The 20516-nt window shown below is 41.4% G+C and carries 19 protein-coding genes and 1 pseudogene; 2 read left to right on the forward strand and 18 right to left on the reverse strand.

All coding sequences use genetic code 11. The features are described from left to right. Positions 1–99 precede the first annotated feature (99 nt). Together AU387_RS11470 and AU387_RS11475 are read left to right on the forward strand one after the other, a co-directional pair. A complete protein-coding gene (locus AU387_RS11470) occupies positions 100–1869 on the forward strand; it encodes a T7SS effector LXG polymorphic toxin (protein ID WP_059335725.1) in 1770 nt (589 codons plus the stop codon). A 14-nt stretch (positions 1870–1883) separates the two neighbouring features. Next, complete coding sequence (locus tag AU387_RS11475; RefSeq protein ID WP_059335726.1) at positions 1884–2342, forward strand: SMI1/KNR4 family protein; 459 nt, start codon at positions 1884–1886, stop codon at positions 2340–2342. A gap of 680 nt (positions 2343–3022) precedes the next feature. Here AU387_RS11475 and AU387_RS11480 read toward each other — a convergent pair. From AU387_RS11480 to AU387_RS11560, 18 genes and pseudogenes are all read right to left on the reverse strand, one after another. Continuing rightward, positions 3023–3844 carry a peptidoglycan recognition protein family protein gene (locus AU387_RS11480; protein WP_059335727.1) on the reverse strand — a complete coding sequence of 274 codons (822 nt, stop codon included), beginning with the start codon at positions 3842–3844 and terminating at the stop codon, positions 3023–3025. Between the two features lie 55 nt (positions 3845–3899). Further along, a complete protein-coding gene (locus AU387_RS11485) occupies positions 3900–4163 on the reverse strand; it encodes a phage holin (RefSeq protein WP_059335728.1) in 264 nt (87 codons plus the stop codon). Positions 4164–4177: 14 nt separating this feature from the next. Continuing rightward, positions 4178–4390: a BhlA/UviB family holin-like peptide gene (locus AU387_RS11490; protein WP_031600555.1), complete on the reverse strand. Its 213-nt coding sequence runs from the start codon at positions 4388–4390 to the stop codon at positions 4178–4180. A 51-nt stretch (positions 4391–4441) separates the two neighbouring features. Then, on the reverse strand, positions 4442–4615 hold the full coding sequence (locus AU387_RS21270; protein ID WP_082687894.1) for an XkdX family protein: 174 nt from the start codon (positions 4613–4615) through the stop codon (positions 4442–4444). Beyond that, the gene (locus tag AU387_RS11495; protein ID WP_059335729.1) at positions 4615–4977 is read right to left on the reverse strand and encodes a hypothetical protein; all 363 of its coding nucleotides are present in this window, start codon (positions 4975–4977) and stop codon (positions 4615–4617) included. Before AU387_RS11495 ends, AU387_RS21270 begins: the two co-directional genes overlap by 1 nt. Then, a complete protein-coding gene (locus AU387_RS11500; RefSeq protein WP_063623056.1) occupies positions 4974–6362 on the reverse strand; it encodes a phage baseplate upper protein in 1389 nt (462 codons plus the stop codon). Before AU387_RS11500 ends, AU387_RS11495 begins: the two co-directional genes overlap by 4 nt. Positions 6363–6374: 12 nt before the next feature. Next, positions 6375–8941: pseudogene (locus AU387_RS11505) on the reverse strand (peptidase G2 autoproteolytic cleavage domain-containing protein). Positions 8942–8992: 51 nt separating this feature from the next. Beyond that, a complete protein-coding gene (locus tag AU387_RS11510) occupies positions 8993–10693 on the reverse strand; it encodes a phage tail spike protein (RefSeq protein ID WP_059335912.1) in 1701 nt (566 codons plus the stop codon). Positions 10694–10707: 14 nt separating this feature from the next. Next, positions 10708–11547, reverse strand: coding sequence for a phage tail family protein (locus AU387_RS11515; protein ID WP_059335730.1), 840 nt, complete (start codon positions 11545–11547; stop codon positions 10708–10710). Next, entirely contained in the window at positions 11541–16028 is a 4488-nt protein-coding gene (locus tag AU387_RS11520; RefSeq protein WP_059335731.1) for a phage tail tape measure protein, read from the reverse strand. Before AU387_RS11520 ends, AU387_RS11515 begins: the two co-directional genes overlap by 7 nt. Before the next feature lie 199 nt (positions 16029–16227). Then, positions 16228–16605: a phage tail assembly chaperone G gene (gene gpG / locus AU387_RS11525; RefSeq protein ID WP_019712660.1), complete on the reverse strand. Its 378-nt coding sequence runs from the start codon at positions 16603–16605 to the stop codon at positions 16228–16230. Positions 16606–16671: 66 nt separating this feature from the next. Next, the gene (locus AU387_RS11530) at positions 16672–17283 is read right to left on the reverse strand and encodes a major tail protein (RefSeq protein ID WP_059335732.1); all 612 of its coding nucleotides are present in this window, start codon (positions 17281–17283) and stop codon (positions 16672–16674) included. Between the two features lie 14 nt (positions 17284–17297). After that, a complete protein-coding gene (locus tag AU387_RS11535) occupies positions 17298–17690 on the reverse strand; it encodes a hypothetical protein (RefSeq protein ID WP_059335733.1) in 393 nt (130 codons plus the stop codon). Next, complete coding sequence (locus tag AU387_RS11540; RefSeq protein ID WP_059335734.1) at positions 17687–18085, reverse strand: HK97-gp10 family putative phage morphogenesis protein; 399 nt, start codon at positions 18083–18085, stop codon at positions 17687–17689. The genes AU387_RS11535 and AU387_RS11540 overlap by 4 nt, the downstream gene beginning before the upstream one ends. Continuing rightward, a complete protein-coding gene (locus AU387_RS11545) occupies positions 18085–18399 on the reverse strand; it encodes a phage head closure protein (protein ID WP_059335735.1) in 315 nt (104 codons plus the stop codon). The genes AU387_RS11540 and AU387_RS11545 overlap by 1 nt, the downstream gene beginning before the upstream one ends. Beyond that, positions 18389–18691, reverse strand: coding sequence for a head-tail connector protein (locus AU387_RS11550; protein WP_059335736.1), 303 nt, complete (start codon positions 18689–18691; stop codon positions 18389–18391). The genes AU387_RS11545 and AU387_RS11550 overlap by 11 nt, the downstream gene beginning before the upstream one ends. A 17-nt stretch (positions 18692–18708) precedes the next feature. Further along, positions 18709–19170, reverse strand: coding sequence for a collagen-like protein (locus AU387_RS11555; RefSeq protein ID WP_059335737.1), 462 nt, complete (start codon positions 19168–19170; stop codon positions 18709–18711). Between the two features lie 22 nt (positions 19171–19192). Continuing rightward, positions 19193–20488, reverse strand: coding sequence for a phage major capsid protein (locus AU387_RS11560; protein WP_059335738.1), 1296 nt, complete (start codon positions 20486–20488; stop codon positions 19193–19195). Positions 20489–20516: the final 28 nt, after the last annotated feature.

Raw genomic sequence — 20516 nt, forward strand, 5'->3', positions numbered from 1 at the left:
TGCTAAGGCGACTCATTTTACATTTCCTTTTTATCTTCATCATATCCCTTTCATGTGGTAAAATTTTGATATTAGAATTTAATTAGAAGGGATATGATCATGAAGGTATTTGAAGCCAAAACACTACTTTCAGAAGCAGATAAACGTGCAAAAGAATACAAGGAATTAAGAAGCCAGATGGTCAATCTAAAAAAGGCTTTTAAAGCTGTAGCTGATTTAGATGACAGTGAGTTTTCCGGCAAAGGCGCCGACAACATTAAAGCATTTTATCAAGACCATGCAGGTGTAGCAGACAATTGGATTGACTTACTTGATATGAAAATTGCTTTCTTGACAAGCATTTCAGGCACTCTAGAGGACGCCAGCTTATCTGATGCTTATATAGAAGAATCCTTCTTAGAACACGAGCTGGCTAACGCCTACACAAAATCAAAATCTATTATGTCTGAACAAAAGAAAGCCATGAAAGATATCTTAAATGATATCGACGATATCATTCCGCTTGATCTGTTTTCAACTGAGGACTTTAAAGACGAACTCGCCGATGCGGAGGACAAACGCAAAAAAACAGTCGACAAACTAGGTAGTGTGGACGAAGCACTTGTTACTGAATATGCCCAGTCAGAGCCTAACGAGCAATTCATCAAGCAAGACTTCCAAAAGCTTGAGGAATCCACAGGCAAGGGCAAAAATGCTACACCTATTCACTACAACGCCAAGGCGTACCGTGAAAGTGACATACATAAGAAAAAAGGCGATATTGAAAAACGTACTGAAGGTTATTTGACGATTAAGAAGAAGGAAGAAAAAGAACGGGAGATTGAAAAACTGAAAGAAAGACTAAAGAATTACGATTATGCAGATGCCGATGAATTCTATTCAATGGCCAAAACAATAGGATATGAAAATCTGACTGCAGAACAACAAAGATATTTCACACAGATTGAAAACACACGTGAGCTAATGGCTGGAGCCAAAGGTACTGTTACAGCTCTTTATGATATGACAGCTGAAACATTAGACTATATGGCACACAATCATCCTGTCGACATGTTTATTAATTCTGCAGTTGCAGTTTATCACTATGATTCCACGTTTAATTCAATTAAAGATGCAATAATAACCTCCTATGTTAGAGATGTAAAGAACGGAGACACAGAATCAAAGGCTCACTGGTTTACATATGTAGCAGTAAACATCTTTGGTTTAAAAGGTGCTGGTTCAGTTGCTAAAATTGGAGTGAAAACAGCCGGAAAAGCAGCAGTTAAAAAAGTGTCTAAAAAACTGGATGAAACTCCTGATCCACTAACAGCAATCAAACCGTTTGTCATGCGAGAAGATGTTGTTGTAGCAGGCGGCATGCCTTATAATGTCATCAATGATGTGAGCGCAAAAGACAGGCTGCTTCAGCTTGCTAAAAAATTAGATGAAACAAGAAAGCCATTTACAGGTCAGAAAGTAAATGTCCCTTGGTTAAATAAAGAAAAATATGAAGCATACGAAATAGGCGGCAAGGTAAAAGTTAAAGGGCAACCTAGAGATGTAAGCCGTAGAGTCTATACAATGAAAGATATTGATCTTAATCAAAAAAATCGGAAAGGCCTTACGAATCTTCAACTAATGAAAAATGGTAATGCTCCTTTTGCAAAAGATGGTACCCAAATTAATTTGCATCATTTGATTCAAGAAGAGCCTGGCAATATGCTCGAGATACCTGAAAGCTGGCACAATAAGTACAGTGATGTTTTGCATGGATTAAAAGAGAATGGACAAAGTTTTAGAAACGATCCAGTACTTGATAAACAATATAAAAGCTTTAGGAGAAGGTATTGGAGATGGAGAGCTCAGCAATTTGAGAACCAAGAATAAGAGGTGAAAGTTTAATGGATTATTCAAAAGTGAAAACTTTCTTTGATGAAAATAAAGAAAATTCAATTCTCACCGGGGGAGTCACTGAAGATCAGGTTAGAGAAATAGAAGAGGATCTTAATGTAACCCTTCCAGACAGCTATAAATGGTTTTTAACTGAGTATGGTTCAGGGGGAGCATACGGGACAATGATACTCGGATATGACTCTCACGGTGCTGAAGTTGTCGAACAGACCAATGAATATAAAAAATATTATAACCTTTTCGATGGTCTTGTAGTGATCGAATATGTTGATGAATTTTCTTATTGTCTTGACACTAACAAGATGAAAGAAGGAGAATGCCCTGTCATCCTTTGGGATAACCAAGAGGGATATGGTAAACAAGTTGGTAGCACATTCCTAGAGTTTTTAATAGAAGAGCTTGAAGAAGCGAAAGACGACTGGATTGATGATGAAGACTGGAACGATTAAGTCAAAAGATTGCAATTTAGAGCCCCTCATTATATGAGAGGCTCTTTTATTACTTCAATTTCGCTTCAATTTTCGCTTTAGTCTTAGGTCCGTAAATATTGTCCTGCCTAAGCCCCTGTATAGAATAGAAAACTGCACTCATTTTGTTTTAAAATGAAGTATGGAACACATATAGTAGTTATTGCTGGCTGTATGTGCAACTTAATGTCTTTTTACTTTGGAGAAGCATTACGTTCATCTTGAATAGGTCGATCAAAGTTCCAATGAAAATTCTCCTATTAAGTCCTTTGTGTATATATTAATTTTGAGAAAAGGAGGGATTTGTGATTTTTTATTATGAAGTAATTTGTATAAGTTGCAGGAAAAGATTTAGAGTATATGAAGGCACATTGAAATATAAGCAAGTTAAAGAAAACATGAAAGGAAAATATACTTGTGAAGAATGTAGTCATAACATACGTTTAGAGGCTATAAAAAACTTTTTTAGATAACATTTTTTTAAGAATTTCTTATAGTATGTTAACTAGAAAACTGCAAAAGTCTGATCTAATAGGCTTTCTTTTTTTGCATAAAAAAACCCCCGGTTTATTCATCGAGGGTTGATTTTTATGCTTAAATCATCCTTTTTATTCTTATTGGTACAAAAATACGAGATTTTTCAACCTCGTCAATTCACAAACTTATTTTAAAAGCTTTTCAATTTCCGCCTTTGTTTTCGGCCCATAAATACCGTCAGCTTTTAATCCATTCATTAGCTGGAACCGTCTTACGGCATCGGCGGTTTTCGGTCCATAATAGCTATCGATCCCAAAGTTTTTGGCTTTCTTATCCGGATAGAAATGCAATGCCGATAACGCTGTTTGAATTTGCTCAACTGCATCGCTGTGCATCAATGGGCTCTTCACTTTGAAAATGCCGGAAGGTAGATTAAAGGACGATTTCTTTTTGCTTGAGCTTGATTTTTTAACTGCCTTAGATGAAGTTGTTTTCTTGCTAGATGTTTTGCCGCCAAGCGCTTTTAATTCAGCATCAATTGCAGCTTTGACTTCATCCCAGCGCCCTTCTGACAAGATACGATGCGGGCAATACTTTCCGCTCCAATCTTGATGCTTCCGCACACGATCAATACCCCATCCTCGTTCTTTAAGCAGCTGCGCCACAAACTTGATTGCCAGCTTTTCTGCTGCCTTGTATTTAGGGCCTCCTGACTTACTGTAGCAGATTTCAACGCCAATAGACTTACGGTTCCCGGTGCCGTTTGTGCCGTCTCCTGTGTGCCATGCGTTACGATTTAACGGCAGCCCTTGAATAACCTCTTTGTCATCAACTGCAAAATGAAAGCTTGTCGAGCTAGTATTTCCGATCATGTAGCTGATCTCATTAGCAGCTGACGCATCATTCGCTGTATTGTGGATGGTGATGTATTCAGCGTCCATATAGTTCGGGCATTTTAAAGCGTATTTAGCTTCTGATACAAGATTCTTTTTCACTGTGATTGTCATAAGTGTTCTCTCCTTTATTTTATAATAGAAAAAGCCGCCGGTTTATCCAGCAGCGTCATTTTGTTAGATTGTTTTGTTTAAGAACTGCTTTTTGTTGGTGCCCTTTTGCTGTCACATAGTTGTTTTTAAACCATGCAGCAAGTGTCGTACCGATCATGAAGATCAGAGAGTCGGCAGTATACAAAGCATCCGTCAGTTGGTTTACCTGTGCATCTGTAATATCCAGAGGTGACTTTCCGAGCATCAGCATTGTTTGGTTAATAAGTGCAATCAAAAGAAGCACCGTCCGAATGACCGTGCCTTTGTCATAGTTTTTCATATTGTTTATTCCTCCTATTGTACTTTGCTTTCAATTTTGTCTAGCTTTTCAATTACAACATCATACTTTTCACTGAACTTCCCCAAGACTTCATTTTGGGAATCAATTTGATTATAGAGTTTTGCTTCCCTTTCTTTACTCGTTTTCATGACATAGAATAGAAGCCAGCAAAACAACACAGCAAAGGGCCCCTGAGTGATTAAATACTGTGTAATATCCATTTCCATAAAGCCCTCACCTCCCTCATGGCAAAATAAAAACACCTCAATGGGTGTTTGTTAACTTCCTAAATCTATGACAACTGGCTCAGTGTCTGGATAGGTCAAGCCAGTAATTTCTTTATATTGTTCTTCTGTGATTCTATTTAAGACAACAAAACGGGCGACGTCAGCATTTGTGTAATACTGTCTTCCCCATCCATAAATGGTTTGGATATTTTTGAACCAATCCATCACGCTTTCCCTCCTTCAGCCAGCATTAATAACAAGTTCGCGATCATTTTCGACTGAGACTCTATCAAGTTCTGGGCTTCAGCCAGCTGCACCATGATTTGAGCGTTTTGAAACTTTAATTCATCTAAAGGTGACGGAACTCTTCCTTTTTCAACTTGTTTTAAAATCTCATCTTTTTCTGCTTGAGTTGCTACTTCTGACCATTTTTGCTCTTCGGGGTGAAACATAGGTTTAATGAAAGATGGAGGCTGAATTGTTGTGCAATTTTCAGGAATTACATACTCTCCATCCTCCCCCGGCTCTTCAATTGGAATCGGCTCGACAAAAATAAAGTTCTCATCATACCGGTAAACCTGTATCATGCAGTACCTCCTTCTTGAAACCCGATGACGACATCAATATAGTATCCGCCGCCAAGCTTACTTGAATCTGCAGGGTCTGGATATTTGATTTTCAAATCTCCATTTTCATATACAATGAGGTTGGCCGTCCCACCTGTTCCGCTAAGTGGAACTGTTACAACTGCCCCACCGATTGGAGCATATGAAGAAGGAATTGAGCCAAATATGATTTCTGGTTCTGTTTTCACATGCCCACGTAATAACGTTAAAGGTCCCCATTTTGCATAAATAGGTGTCCGTGTTCCGGCTGTTGCACCATTCTTTAAAGTGATGTTAGCGTACGAATACAATAAGTCATCTGTGTTTAAGGATCGTTTCCACCCCTGCCAATACGTTGTGCTGCCGTCATAGTAGTTTGTAAAGACATTATTCTTGTAATCTGTAGCGTAAACCCATCCATACATACCTTTCCCATCAGAAGCAAGGCCTGTAAGATGAAATATTCCTCTTGTTGAAACTGTTGAAGGAGCATTAATCGCTTTTCCGTGCGCGTAAAAAGTACCCATTGTCCGGCCCTGATCAACTATTTTTTTGAGTATGTCCTCTCCTTCATTCGCGGCGATTGACACACCGCCATGATCTGCGGTAATTTTTGATAATTGAGCACCATTCCATTTCGTACGCTCAGCTGCAGTAATGTGCTTAACAGTGTCCGCTGTGTGTTCATCTGTGTAGGCTTTTGCGACAACTAACGCTTTATCAGCTTTACTTTTCGATCCCGATGTCGTTTCCTTTGCGTTCCAGGTTGTTCTCTCATCTGCCGTAATGTGGATCGTTTTATTATTCGCGTGCACATCCGTGTAAGCTTTTGCGTTCGCTTCGGCCTTGTCTACTTTTTCTTGGGCGCCAGCTTTCGTTTCAATGTTTTCAAATTCATCGAACTTCGCTTTTATCTCATCGAGAGTTTGGCTGATCTCGTCCCGTAACATCTCAAAATCATCAATGTAATATTCCGCTACCGGGACAATATTCTGATCCTCCAATGTCTTTGATATCGTAAACGTAAAAAAGGAAGTAGCCAGAGCCTGACCATTTGTGTAGTAAAGCTTTAATTCTGCCTTCACAATACCGGGATGTTTTAATTCTGCATCAGACAAAATATACTCTGCTTTTCCGTTCACTTTGTCTATGATAGTAAGACTCTTTTTATAGAAAGAGCCGTCCGGATAAAGTAAAACGATTTTTGCATCGACCGCAGACAATGGAAGTGGTACCCCGTCTTTTGTAAAAGAAAAGGACAGCTTGGCGCTGCCCGTGTCTTGAGTCATAAATTGGATGTTTGTTGCTCTCCCGTCTGATTTGCGGGAATTGATATCATAAGTCACATTTGCGTCTTTATAAATCAAGGTTTAGCCTCCTTAATGCTGCGGTGTAACGATCATCTTTGCTACTCCGTAGCCTTTTTCTTCGTCGTATGGCATTTCAATTTTCATAACAGTTCCGTATCCATTGGACTCAGCTTTTGTCGCTATTCCATTCATGGCAGATACGCTATCACCTACCCGGACAGTAGAGTCAATACGAACAAACACCTGACCGATAAGGCCGATAACATGCCACTCGTCTCGTTCTTCACGAGGCTTATATTCCTCAGAAGGATCGTAGTCTGGATTTTCCGCCGGGACCGTTATAACCCGTTCACCGTCGTAAACCTCTCGATAAATAATGCCGCCAAACTCATCCCTCAAGTACCGGTCTTTCCAATCGAAAGCAGCACCGCCGAGAACAAGCCCGGCCGTCTTCGATACGACACCGAGAATCTTATCGCCAACGTCAGCTTTCCGAATCTTTTCGCCTTCCAAAGCTACAAGATAGGAAGCTTCAATTTTCTGGCCGTCAGTTGTCTCAAAGTATTCTGCGAAGTCTTTAAGGTCAGAGACGCTTTCCACACGGTTTGTAGCGCGAACATTTCCGCCAATTGCATCTAACTCGATCTTTTTGTTTCCTTCTGATGGATTACCGTCACCATGCCCTAAAGCGATGCTGTATTCTTTGGTATTTATTACATTTTTAGAAGCCATAACAACCGAAGAACCGCTTTCTCCTTTTGTATGAGAGTTATAGGAGAACATAACACCATTGCGCGATCCTTCTGTGGACGCTCCGCCAGCAATACCCGCAATGAAATTCCGTTCGCCCTTCGCGATAATCGTTCCCGATCCAGCTATGATTGCACTTGTATCCGTTAGAGGTGAGCCCGATCTGGCAGCAGCCCGGAAGCCGCCTTTTATGTTTGTAGGTACCGAACTATATTTTTGACCTGCTAAAACTGCCGCATTAGTATAGCCAACAGCCCGAACTGCTGTTATATCAGCCTGATTGTTTGGTGACGAAATCCCTATACTTCCGCCTCTTGTATGAGCGATACCGTTCATTAAAGTGACATAGTAAACCCCGCCGCCGATGGAAATTCCCTCTGGTGCTGAATCATGGATAGTAAAATTCGAAATACGAACATCGTCCGTTCTTTGATCACCGCCATAGATACGGACATCCGAACCCGCCTTCGCAAATCCAGAAATGTTCAAACCATTAATGTTAATCTTGCGGCTTTTATACTGGAAGGCGATAACTGGGGTCCCTTTATAGTCATAGGTAGGATCACCAAGTGCTGTAAAGCCCAGTACTGTAACACGCTGATAAGCAGAAATCACAAGCGCTTTCGGCTCTAGCCCAGCGTACAAATCATTGAATATCGGCTCCTTAGCTGTACAGTCTACTAAAGTGACATCTCTTGCTGTTTCACTCCATGGCTCATTTGCATAATGATGTCCGATATGACGAAGATCATACGCTCTCACATCACGGAATGATTGATGACCGTAAACATGAACATTAGAAGGTGCCGGCCACTTCGCATGTGCCTTTACTTCCACCCCTCGGACATTCCCTTCCGTATAATTGTTAAATAACCACACGTCTTTAGAGCCATCATCTACTTCAATACCATTTGAATTGGCTTACCAAGGGCATGGGCTGTTCCAGAAGGATATAAACACCTATTGTTTGTGATGAAGATATTTTTGCTGTAATGAGTTGTAATTCCATCGTCTCCGTATCCTTCACAAATACATCCATCAATCCAAATTGAGTCACAACCGTTTTTAGTGTAGTCACTATCCGAAATATCGTAAGTAGGTGCGGAAATATCGATTCCATGTAACGCCGGGTTTACAGTTCGAACTCTTTGAACCCAAGCGTTTTTTACCTGTGCTAACAATAAGCAGCTGGATTTTACTCCACCTATGGCTTTCATGGTTCCATTTTGCCGTTCACGATTCCAATCAAGTGTCATATCACGAATTACGATATTTTTGTTACCGCCCTGATGATCAGCGTTCGTAATCACCCATTCATCTGATGGTGTCTCATCATGAAGAATAAGAGTGGTAATATCCATTCCGTCACCCTCAAAGATGACGTTGCTTCTTAGCTTTACACCGCGAACAACATAGACGCCCGGCCCCAGTTTAATTTTCACTTTACCGTTACCCATGGCCTTCACGATTGCATCGGAACTGTCTGTCGCTCCGTCTGCAACGGCTCCGTAATCATCCACATGAACTACACGTTTTATTCGCTTATTCAATCTCATGTAATCACGGTCAAGCCGTTCTTTTAATAAGGGCGCAATATTGCCGTCAGTATCAACACGGGCATCGACGACCTCTTTTACATTTGTTCCGTCAGCATTAAGAATCAAATTACGCATACGATTATAAAGGCTTTCAACATAAGTTCGGAGAGAAAAACCTTGATGGGTAATTTGATCGGAAGTATGAGCAGTTTGAGACGTTTTATGCGTTTTAATCGCATCATCAAGACTGTTCAACCCATCTTCTATAGTTTCTGTGTCTGCTCTTTGCTGTGCGATATATCTTGCGTTTCGGGTTGTGTCATAATCTTTAATTAATCTGAATGCCATGAGATCACTCTCCTTTCTAGACAAAACAAAAAACACTCTGGAAAGAGTGTCTTAGATCATCATTCTGAGTTTTTGCATGTAGCGTTTTTGATCTTTTAATCTTTTTTCTTGTTCCATCCGGATATCCTGTATATCCTTTCGGAAGTTGGCAAAAGTCAATGTAGGTTTTGCATAAGGATTTAACGGCTTATATTGAATCGACAAAAGCCGGACATCGTCTTCGTAGGTGACACCATATGAGGTATCAGCCAATATATGAAGCGTGTCTCCCTTCCAAAAATCTTCTTGTATCTTCAATAGCTTCGGCTCGTAGATATATTCATAATCCACTTCTATTTCCGTCTGTGGATATGGGTTAACATACTTTTTTAGAGCTGCCAACATACTGGACTCTTTTTTATATTTTTCATCCCTCAATGGTTCTGCCCATCTTGGCATACCATCAATCAAAAATTTATCTTCATCTGGATGCTTGTACAATACCGGGTCAAAAACATACTGCGTTTTTTTGCTGTCGGTGCTGCTGTTTTCTTTAATTGCACCATAACCCCTCGCTCTGGTAGAGCACCCTTGAGAAGAGGTTTTGATTGTGATACCAGGCATATTATAACGAGTATCAAGTGTATGATTTATTCGCTTTCCCATTTTCTTATAAACATAGACTTTATAATTATCAACATCCAGCTCCAAACCATAGTCTTCGACAATTTCATCCATTAGCTCATTTCCGAATCTATCTCCAAAATTGTCCTGTTCAACGCTAGAGAACTCACTTTCTTTGTCCTTAAAGATGTACCTTAATTTTGTGCCTTTAAAAACAAAATCAAGCATCTTCCTGACGGTAAACGTCCCACTGATTGTATCTTCTACATAGTGATTATTCAGCGTTACAACAAAAACGTGGCTTGCTGTTACTTTTTTAGAGAGCGTCCCTTCCTGGTTAATCTCTATATCTGTGATGAAATACTTTTGATGATTGAATTTTTTCTCATCCAGATAAAGAATATTGTCATTCACAAGCAAGTCATATTCGGTGCCATTATCAGCTGTCCGGGTGATCGTAAATTCAATATCCTTTTTCCCTGTCGTATCGTCTAATAAGTCCGGATCAGCTCCGATAACTTCAATAGCTTGTGTATTATCCTGACTTGCGACATGTAACTGAGGAAAATATACATCTTTAGGGAGGCTCATATTTAATGTTATGTCTTTTCCGTCAAACTCTTTACTTGGCAGGTCTACGATCGGATCTGGATTACTTGGATCCGGATTATTGGGCACCCCCTCAGTTGTATCATATTGGGTTAATTTGTATGTGAAAATAATGCTGTTGAGCTTTGTTGCATAATTTGGATCAGTTGCATAACCAGCTTTTACGAGTGCAGCCGTAGCTTTTTGATAATCCGTTTCTCCGACAACTGCCCTGTAATGGTCCTTATCCCAACTTACACCATTGAGATACAAGTTAGCCAGGTCTTCAATCGACTCTTTCCATGAAGGGTACTTCCTGAATTTTGCTGGCACTTGAACATTTTCGCCATTGATCACTTCCCATGTCATCATAGTGACATATTGTCCGTTATATTCGCCCTTCATGCCAAATAGGTTGTGCCCTTTTGTCGCAAGTTCACTTGTTCCCCATGCGCTCTCAAGGCACCCTTGCGCAATAATTAGCGATGCAAGGATATGATGATTTTTATAAACGATTTGAGCATCGACACTTATTTCTTTTATGAAATCCTCTTTAGCCACCAAACCACCATCCCTTACAAATAATAAAGCCGAGTATCAAATTGAATGTTGAAGTCATTTGTATTTTGAACTTCAAACTCATTCCATCCAATTTCAAGACTCGGCAGACGGCCAGATGTTTTAACCGGTTTGTTATTGATTATGGTGTACTGTTTTAAGAAAGAGACTTCTTGTGTCTTTTTGATTTCATGCTCAATCGTTAATTTCTCACCATTTGTATGATTGATTAAAGTGATATTTTTCCCTGCAGCTTTCAAGATAACGTTATAGTCATGATCAAGTGGATTGATTTGCACGTCTCCTGCATTAAAAACAGAGAATCGTTTTTTGTTCTTAAAATAATAGTCCAAGTTATCATCCGATCGGAGATTCATCCCGTGATTCCAATTTTCACCGTTAAGATTCTGAGCCGTTTTTGTTGTATATTTCGACTCTGCCATACCTGTGATATTAGTAAATTCAACAGAAAAATCGTTATAAGTTTTCTCCTTCTCTTTTGAAATACTGAAATTACCATCACAGGTAACTAAGAAACGGCGATTCGGCAAAAGATCAGAAGAAATATAATAAGGGAACGGCTTAACCAGCAGTGCATAAAGCTGATGCCGATACATATAAAAATTCTCATGTATGCGAGCATTCAAATAAATTTCAACATCTATTTTTCTTTCCCCGTAAGTCACATCTCGTGGATGCTGCGGCAAAATCAGTCCGTGCCGCCGAGGGATCGTAATTGTTTCCCGATTAATCTTTGGAGCTTCCGGCAAAAAGCTTAATACTTCAAATTGAGGGAGTAAGCTGTCAAGGCTCTGCTCCCCTAGTCCGTTATTGAAATCAATAAACAGTTTTACCATGCAGGCTTACCCCCGTTTCTGTAACGTTTTTTGTTATATCGGTCCGCACTGGTTTGATCAACTCTAGTTCCGTCTATATACGTGTGATTATCTTTCAAAACAAGCTGCTGCAAAAGCTGAATGTTTTGCTGAAGAGCGTCTATTTGCTGGCTCATCATGCTGATTTGCTTCTCTTGATTCTCAACCACACGGCTCATGTCAACATTCACATTGGGGTGCGGCACTGCCTCAGCTTTAGCCATTGAAGCTTTTTGAAGCAGTACAAGAGCCTTTGAAATCATCCCTTGTTGAAGTGATGGAAGAACACCAAGCTCACGCCCTACACGCGCCCATAAACCGATGTTGCGTTCGCGATACGTCGGGTCTGTTGTAATCGTGGTTTCATCAAAGCCCCGTTCGTTTAGAATCGCCCATTTAGAGCCGCCGTGCCCCGGTGAGGTCCCTCCTTTTGCATATCCCACATACGGGCCGCCGCGAGCCATTGATTTTAATCCTGGATGATTGGATATATCCCCATAGCGACCTTTGATGTAATTGATTGCAGCCAAAATGTTATCTACCGGATTCAAAATGTTATTGTGTCCAGGAAACGCATTGGATGAAAACGTACTTGGAATTGTCTGCATCAGCCCACGAGAAGGATGACCGGCTCTTGCATTTGAGTCAGTAAGGTTTATTGCATTGGGATTTCCTCCAGACTCCTTCATTGCAATGGTGATTAAGCCAGGAACCCATGAGAATGGTACGCCCGCAATGCCAACAGCTTCCGCTACCCATTTTTGAACCTGGGCAGACCCTGTCGCTCCCTTATAAGCATCTGCTGTGAAAAGCCCGGCATCCGGAAGAATGCTTTTTAAAAACTGACCAGCTCCATTTTTTAATGTTTGGAGGATTCCAGTTCCTAATGAGTCCACACCTTTCCCTGACTTAAAAGGAATAAAGCCTTTAAACAAGTTCTTAATCATTTTCTCAGGACCATTCAGGATCATTTCCATAGCACCCGAGGCAACATCTTTCGCTTTATTGACAACGCCTTTCCCTGCTGAAATGGCTCCTTTTACAAGCTTCTTTGAGCCATTAAGGGCGTCTTTGAAGAAGCTGCCGACACCGCCTGCATAACCAGGAAGACCGGTTGCCATAACTTCTTTTGACTGACTATGTGGGAGAACCGATGTACCACGCGGTAAATCCCAAACCTGCGGACCGCCCATTCCAACCACATACGTTCCGATGCCTGGTGTATGAGCAAGCTCAAATCCTTCTTCACCGACTAACGCCCTTCCGCCTGGGTGAAAGTCTGTCCCTTTTGCATATGCCCGGCCTGGCGCTACCTGCATTTCAGAGTTGCCGCTGTACCCTTTAGGCTTCCATTCAGGAATGGTAGGAATGTGCATGAACTCAAGAACAGTATTGATTCCGCCTGTAATTTTATTGACAACACCTGCCAGATCAACAAGAAATGTATCCCATTCCCCGAGCACTTCTCCTGTCTCCCAATCTACTTCTTTTATATGCCCGGCAGCTTGCATTTTCGCTTCACTTACTACGCCTTTATGAGTTTTTTCCGCCTGTTTAACCACCTGGTCTTTTTGGTTCTTCGCAGAGCTAACTGTGTGATCATGTTGTTTTTTGGTAATGGATTTCTTGACATAATACTCAAGGTCAGCATTTTTCACGACGCCTTTGTATTGTTTTTCGGCATTACTAATAACTTTATCTTTTGCTTTTTTGCTGTTTTTGACTGTAGCAGCAGCTTCTTTGGCGGATAGTTGTGTTTTGTTGTCTTTCAATTTTCCGGCAATAACGGTTTGCTCATCCTTACTTTTAGTGAGTGCCGTTTCAATATGCTTATTCATTTTGCGTATAATTGCTTCGATTTCCTGCCATTCGCCTTTGGTAATATCCCGGTGTTCACGAGCAGCAGTTTCCCAAATCTTTTTGATGCGCTTGGTATATCCAGAAATCTCTTTTTGCTTGTTTTTATTACTATCTTTGATATTTTGTAATGTTTCAGTCTTCTCTTTTTCGGACATTTCCTTATTTGAAGCATAAAAATCACTTAACACCTTTAAAGATTTATCAGTGCTCTTCTGATAACCATCCTGTATGGTTTGACCCATCTTCTCATACTCGGCGGACATGTTATCAGCAATCTTTTTCGTGATCTTTTTGTTTGTTAAATAGTAATAATTCAGTTTGGCACCGACTTTGGTGTTCATATCTTCATAGGCATTAATCGCTTTGGAAGTGGATTCAGAAACCTTATCGCCAAAATCGATAGTCGCCGGCAACACCCTTTTTTTCAAGTTGTCATAATACTTAAATCCCGCATCAGCTAGAAGAGTGACACCAGTAACAGCTATTCCGATCGGTCCCCCAAGCAAACTAAGTCCACCGCGCAAAAGACCAACAATCCCGGCACCTTTTTTTAGAATGTTAAAAAGACCAAACCCACTTTTCGCAAGCTGCATAAACCCGCCAGCGCCTTTTACTGCATTCACTCCAGCTTTGATGATCCCTGAACCGAACTTGAGCAGTTCAGGAGCAAAAGAAAGGATTAATCCGGCGATCGTTCCAACTGGTCCACCAAACAAGCTCAAGCCAAGTCCTGCTACACGGGAAGCGCCACTAAGGCCACTCATCGCTCTTGCGCTTCTGGTTGTCGTTTGTTCAAGCCGTCCTACCCGGGTTGTGGCAAGTGCAGAGGTTTGATGAAAACGGTCCATTCTTGTGGATGCTACTGCCGCAGCTGTTGAAGTGGCAGTCATGCCCGCTGCTGCTGTTCTTGAAGCTGTGCCGGACGCAATCGCCTCAGCAGAATAAACAGTTAGACTTGTAGAAGCACGATTCACATTTCCGGTTAAATAAGCCCCAGCTGTGCGAAGCATATTCCAACCCGCAGCCATTTTAGGAATAGAACCTAATGTCAGCAGGAAAACCCCGCCCAAGAGCGAGAACACAGTGACCGCTGCACCTGTAATGGCAATTGTGCTTGCCACTGAAGAAGGCAAGGAATCAAACCATGTCACAGCACTTGTAATGACGTCTGTTGTAGCACGTATCACTGGGATAAATTGATTTCCAAGTGTAATAACAGCGTTATTTGTGGCCGACTTTAGATATTCAAATGAACCGGCCAGGTTGTCCATTTGCTTATCAGCGATTTTCTCAGCTGTGCCGCCGCTGTTTTCCAATTCTTTTGTGAAGTCTTGGAGTTTATCCTTTCCAGCGTGCATTAAAGTAATGAAGCCTGATAGAGCATGCTGTCCGGCAAGCTGTTTGGCAATCCTGATTTGTTCTGTCTCCGTATAGTCTTTGGTTTTCTCGTTGATTTGCCCTATGATGTCCGCTAACGGACGCATTTTCCCAGTTGAATCCGTTACTTTAAGCCCCAGCTCTTCGATTGCCGATGCTGCTGGCTTTGGAGGCGCAGCCAAACGAGTTAATGTTGATCGCAAAGCTGTTCCGGCCATATCAGCTTTAATCCCGCTGTTCGCCATGATCCCGGTTGCCGCGGCCAATTCTTCCATGCTCACGCCCGCGGTTTTTGCTGCGGGAGCCGCATATTTCATGGTTTGCCCAATTTCCTCAAGCCTAGCGTTCGAATTGGTAAACGTATAAGCCATAACATCAGCAACGCGGTTCGTGTCCTCTGCTTTTATATGAAACTCCGTTAAGATGTCTGAGACAATATCAGCTGTAACACCTAAATCGGTTTGCCCAGCTGCAGCAGTTGCCAATAACCCAGGCATTGCGCCGATGATTTGATTGGTTTTATAGCCGGCCATGGCTAAATACTGCATTCCTTCGGCTACTTGACCATCTGTGTATTGTGTTACGGCCCCAAGATGGCGGGCAGTTTCAGTAAGCGCGGCCATTTGGTCATCTGTTGCATTTGCTAACGCTGCAACCCGGCTCATTTCCTTTTCAAAACTGGCGGCAGCCTTTACAGTCGCCCCAATGCCAAGTGCTCCAACAGCCCCGATAGCTGTCAGCGCCTTCCCTGTTTCAGTCGCAGAATCATAGACAGCCTTTAATTCTTTTGATACCTCTTGTGAATCCTTTTTAAAGACAGAAAAAACACTTGCAGCTCGGCTCGTGTTTCCTGACAAGGTTTCATATTCTTTGCTGACTTGTTGTAGTTCTCTTCCTAAATTTTGATGAACAGCTATTGCATCATTTAAGCGCCGAGCTTGGATTTGTGTCTCGCGGTTGTCCTTTCCTTTTTGACGGGCCAATTCATCATATCTCTGACGGTGTTCTTGGACTAAACGGCCTTGAATCTTATATTTATTGTTTAGCCCTTCCATTTGCGACTGAAGGAGTTTCGTTTGGTTACCGGTATTTTTATAAATACTGCCGGCCGCCTTCATTTCTGAGTTTGCCAGGCGCATTTGCCTTTTTAGGCCTTCAATACCTCGATTAAAACCTGTATCGTCAAGACCTACTTTAACAACCATATTTCCTATTGGTTGAGCCATATGTAAACACCCCGCTTTCCTGGCATAAACTCAACAAAAAAAGACAGGTGAGCACCTGTCTAAAAGATTTGGTCAATTGTTACCGTCTTAATTTTCGGCTTATTCTTTTCAGCCAAAACCTCTAAGTAATGGTAAATGTCCATGTTATCTATTTCAGTCATTTTCCATCCTTGTTCAAGCAGTGTGGAATAAATTTCATTTATTTGCTGGATTCCTCGTTCGTAGGTGTATTCTTCTCCGTCTTCTCCTGCAAAAAATCTTGATCCATTTCCTCAATTTCTTTGTATCCAGCTACCTCTGAGAGAATTCGGCTGACTTCTTTTGTCACTTCAAATGATTGTAGCCCTTCGGTGAACTCGTCATAAGTGAACTGGTCACGGAATATTTTCACAATAAACTGGATTTGTTTCTCCAATGTTTTGATGCTCTTTTCAAGATTATCTGATGTTTTTTCCGCTTCAGCATTTAATCTCAGCGCTTCAAGAAGTGTCTTTGTATTTGTTCGCGGTGCAATAAAAGTTTTAAACTTTTTTTCGTCTTCAAACCACAATTTGATAGAAATATGTTTCTGAGCCATAATGACTCCTCCTTTTGGTTAAATAGATTTTAACTAAATAAAGAGAAGCTTTTCAGCTTCCCCCTTTTATTTCCCAAGATCAGCACTTACATTTTCTTCTGTGTCTTGTTTATTTTGATAGGCGTCCCCAAAAACTGCCTTATAAAAGTGATCTATATCGAATTTTTCTCCATCTTCATCCGCAACGATTTTGAACACGTCGTCCTGTTCTCTATCAACAAATTCCGCTGAAAGTTTGATCGTTTGGAAATCCGTTTTATCTTGTTTTGTTTTCCATTCATCACCCGGCAAAGAGAATCTCCCTTTTACCAAGCCCACATGACGAGACTTGCCGTTTGCTTTAGGTCCTTGGAACGTCATCGCAACCCATGGAGGAATGATATTTTTCTTAAACAAGTACAATCCGTTTTCATCCTGTTCAATTCCAAGTAATTTAGAGAGAATCTCCATTGGCAGATCCCGCATTTCAATGTCTAATTTAGTTGAACCAGTTGAAACTGCAAGATCGACAAGTTTGTCATCCGCATATTGTTTTTCTGTGGATGTTTCTGTTTCAACTTTCATATTAATTGCAAATTCGTAGTCAAGAATTTCTGTGGGAACAAAAAATTTACCCGCCTTTTTTAAAGGCGCAAATTTCACATTCTTCAAACCTGTAACTGAACTGTATTCAGGCATCTTAAAACCTCCAATTATAATAAAATGTTCGCTTCGAACCGATATCCTTTTCGAATAAGCCGTTCTTTTTGTAAAAATTCATTGATAGGGACCGTTGTCTGAAATTCCAGGCCGCCCATTACGTCCACAATAGGGGCAAAAATAGGATCGCATGAACTATTGTGGTACACATCAATCTGATAAACGGCGCTGTCTTGTATCGGCTTCCCATCAGCCCATTTAGTTGTTCTGTAGTCTATCTCCTGAACCACAATGTAAGGAGGAGAACTTTCAAGCCCTTCTGGTACGGCCAATTCATAAATATTTGCAGGATCAATTAATAATAAAAGCGCCGGATGGGTTTCCAGCGCTTCAAATACCTTGTCCTTTAATTGCATTGATCTTTCGATGAGGTTTAAAAGAGTCATAGCTTATACCCCGCCTTTATGACCTTTTCCATAGCATCAAGCATCTTAACATTTGCCTGAATCATACTGTTTCGAATAAAAGGATTTGCTGCCTGATGAATGGTTCCAAACTCCGGCAAGTGAACACGGAATTTAGTGTCCTTTGTGGGGCCGACAACGGCATATATTTCTCCGTCTTCATCTCGCTTTATCCTGTTTCCAACTATAATGTCCTCGTCAATGTGAGGGTGCTTACCCCCAATAGCTGACCGCGGAGCATTATCATTGATTACTTCCGCCAATACAGCACCGCCTGCTTTTACGGTTGCTTTATGGATTTTTTCGTCCTTGCGGGCTAAGTCTGCGAATGTAGTTTCCAGTTCTTTAAACCCCTTCAATTCCAGCTCGAAATTCATCAACTCACCACATTTGCTTTAATTGTAATGAAATGCCGGCGCGAATAGTTAGGCAAGATCGACTCGATTTCATAAGCTTTTTCACGAAAGATGATTCGCATATGCTCGTCTATGTCTTCGCGATGTCGAATTGTAAATTCCACTGTCTTTTCCTTCTGGATCGCAGCCGCAGCATAATATTCTCGGCCTTTTAAACCCTCAGCTTTAGCCCAGCATTCAATAACCGTTTCCCAGCTGTCCTTTCCATCCACAGGCAGACGACCAGCAGGCTTCTTTTTCTGAAATTGAATCCTGTAACGCATATCATTCAGCATTAGGCTTCACCTCGGGGACCGTATATTTCAATTGATTGATCATCATAGTCAGCACGCCGTCCAAATTGGATGTCGTGCCGGCAATCTCCCTGTTTTCATACCAATGTGTCACAAAAGCTTTTACGCACATAGCTGCCCGTGCTGAGTTATTCGGAAATGTAAGACCGGTGGCAGATGTAATATATTCTTTTGCAGATTCAATAAAGTCTAAAATCAAATCATCCTCCTGGTCACCATCAACCCGGAGGAACTTTTTTGCCTTCTCTAATTCAACTTTTTCTTCTTCTGTCATTCGACATCACCTGTCTTTCATTCGGCAGACTTTGAAGGTTTCAGCTCATCAATTTGTTTTTGAAGCCCATCTAATACGTTTTTCACTTCACTATTTAAGTGGTCCATCATAACGCTGCCCGCTCCAATGTTAATGCTACGGACTGATTTTTCCTGCAGCATTTCATGCGAGATGGATTGTTCACCGATAACAGCAGGATCACCCTTGTCACCCTTTGGACCTTGGGGACCTGGCTCACCTTGTGGTCCAGCACCTCCTTTTGGACCTTGAGGACCAGTATCTCCTTTGTCTCCCTTTGGACCCTGCGGACCGGTATCCCCTTTAGGACCTTGAGGCCCGGGTTCGCCTTGAAGGCCTTTTACATAGAGAGGATTTTGTTCGCTGTTGTCTGCGATAGAGACATCCGTAATTGGTTCCCCTGATCCATTGTCTCTTGCTGATGTTTTTGCTCCGTTACTTTCATTTAAAAAATCTGCCATGTTAAATCAATCCTTTCGTTTTTTATTTACCTAAGTCCGCAGATTCAGTCGATGGTGTTTCCACTTGTGCCTCTTCTCCAACAACAAGATCAGTCACAATGATAGCTGCTTCTGGATCAACAACTTTACCGTCAAAACGCTCAATACCTCGGAAATATGTTTGATCAGTGAGAAAAGCATCTCCGCCCACATCAGTTGATTTGATTTCAAATTTTTGACGATCAAACATGAAATAGCCGCGTTTGAAATCACCAAAAAGAATGTGTGTTTTTTGTGTTTTTTCGTCAGTAACAATTTCGTCATAGACTTCAACTGGACGACCAAACAAAAGGAAATTGTCTTCATTTCTAGGGTCTTCAGCCAAGATACCTCTGCCGTTTTTGTCCTCAATGTTTGCCAGCGTTTCAAACGCTTCTGTGTTCATCACCCATTTTGCATTTTTACGGTATCCTCGTTTAATCTGGTTTTTGACTTTCCGCAAGAACTTAATAGTGATGAGAGACGGTGCCTTGATTGACTTGAATTTCCCGCTAGAAATGATTCCTTCAACGTTCTTCTCGCCGCCTACTCCGTAAAAGATTTCATCATTTTCTGTTACGATAGCAGATTCAGAGAGCCAGTCCACGATCTCACGAACAAAGTTTACAAATGAATCATTTAAGAGCTCGCTAGGCGCAGGCATAAATCCGGCGAATTTCTTCACGTTATACCAGATTTGATCAAATTCCATGTTTTTCAGTTCTTTGATTTGTTCTTTCTCGGCCGTGTTATAAAGTTTTCCAGCCACACCCTTTCGGACTGTATAGCTCCCTGATGGAGCAGTTTTTGGTACAACGCGAACCAAATTACGTACTGAGTTTAGCTCCTGAATAGATTTCAGAATTTCTTTTGAAATATCATCTGGTACAGTGTATCCCCCGTCTTTATCATTCCCAGAAGACAATGAGCGATTTTCTTTTAGGACACGCTGCATCATACTTCTTTCTTCTTCGCCAAGATCATGGCTGCGTCCGGTCAGCACTTTAAACCAAGCATCCCGGTACTCTTTTGTGGCTGTTAAGATATTGCGCTGTTCGGGTTCTTCATCAGGCTTTGGTTCAAGTTCCGGTGCAAAGTTTCGCTCTTCACCCAATGCCGGCAGTTCCAAGCCACGCTCTTCTGACATAAGCTCGATTTGTTTTTGTAGCGCCTTGGCTTCATCAAGCATACTGCGGGCTTCTTCGGACTTCCCTTCATTCAGAAGATTGGATGCCTCTTGTTTTTTCTGTGTGAATTTTTGTCTCAATTCACGTTCTTTTTTCGTCATAGCAACTGTCATTCGTATTTCCTCCTTGAATTTGGACATA

Origin of the sequence: Bacillus halotolerans, from assembly GCF_001517105.1 — a bacterium.
Classification (GTDB): Bacteria; Bacillota; Bacilli; order Bacillales; family Bacillaceae; genus Bacillus; species Bacillus halotolerans.